The organism is Phocaeicola sp. RTP21198st1_B8_RTP21198_201120 (assembly GCF_040929485.1).
Taxonomy (GTDB): domain Bacteria; phylum Bacteroidota; class Bacteroidia; order Bacteroidales; family Bacteroidaceae; genus Phocaeicola; species Phocaeicola dorei.
This window is the reverse complement of sequence record NZ_JBCOCI010000193.1, coordinates 1-821: the sequence shown is the minus strand read 5'-3', so window position 1 is coordinate 821 and position 821 is coordinate 1. Positions and strand designations below refer to the sequence as shown.

Genomic DNA, 821 nt, shown 5'->3' with positions numbered 1-821 from the left:
ATTCCCATTTTCACAGTCAGCGTTTTGACAGCTAATGATTCCTGATCTTTATTCTCTTTGTGAGAGTTATTGTAAATCTTGATTTTTTCCATCAGCTCCCGATAAATACCACGCACACTGCTTTCAAGGAAAGGAGGAGTGAGGTACGACTGTATGGTGGCATACGAACGGCGTTTAGCCATCATTCCTTCACCAACATTACCAATAGAGTAGATATAGAAGTGCGGAACTGCTCCAACCAGGCGATCCGGCCAGTCGTTGCTGCACAATGCCACTTGTTTTCTGGGAGTAAATTCAAGACTTCCATGTGTACCGAAATGGATCAGTGCGTCAGCCTTGAAACCATGTTGCATCCATAGATAGGAAGCAATATAAGTATGAGGAGGAGCCATATTAGTGCCATGAATCACTTGGAAGGAGTTGTCCCCGCTTCCGGCAGCATTTTGTGGCATTAAGACTACATTCCCGAATTGCAGACGGGCAATACCCAATTTACCGTCGTTATTCGCCGAAAGCATCCACCACTTCCTGATATTTTTCAGGGCGGAGTGACTCTTTCACCCAACTTTCATATTGATCTTTGGTGATAAGTTCGGGATGTCCTTTTTGCATAAAGTCATTAAAGGCTCCCTCTGCGTAAGAGTTGAACACAGCGCCTTGAGCCTGTATCATTTTACCCAGTTTTTCAGCATTTGCAGGCAGACCGGATATGTTGTATCCTTCCTGTTTCATGCGGACCAGAAGATTGTATAGGGAAGGAACCACCTCCATACCGGCAGCGGTCAATGCATTTTGCCCCGGACCTTTATAATAGTAGATAG

Annotated in this window: 1 pseudogene; it reads right to left on the bottom strand. The window is 44.9% G+C overall.

Annotated features, from left to right (window positions below):
• Nucleotides 1-821, bottom strand: a pseudogene (locus AB5935_RS24345) (cobaltochelatase subunit CobN); the annotation flags it as partial.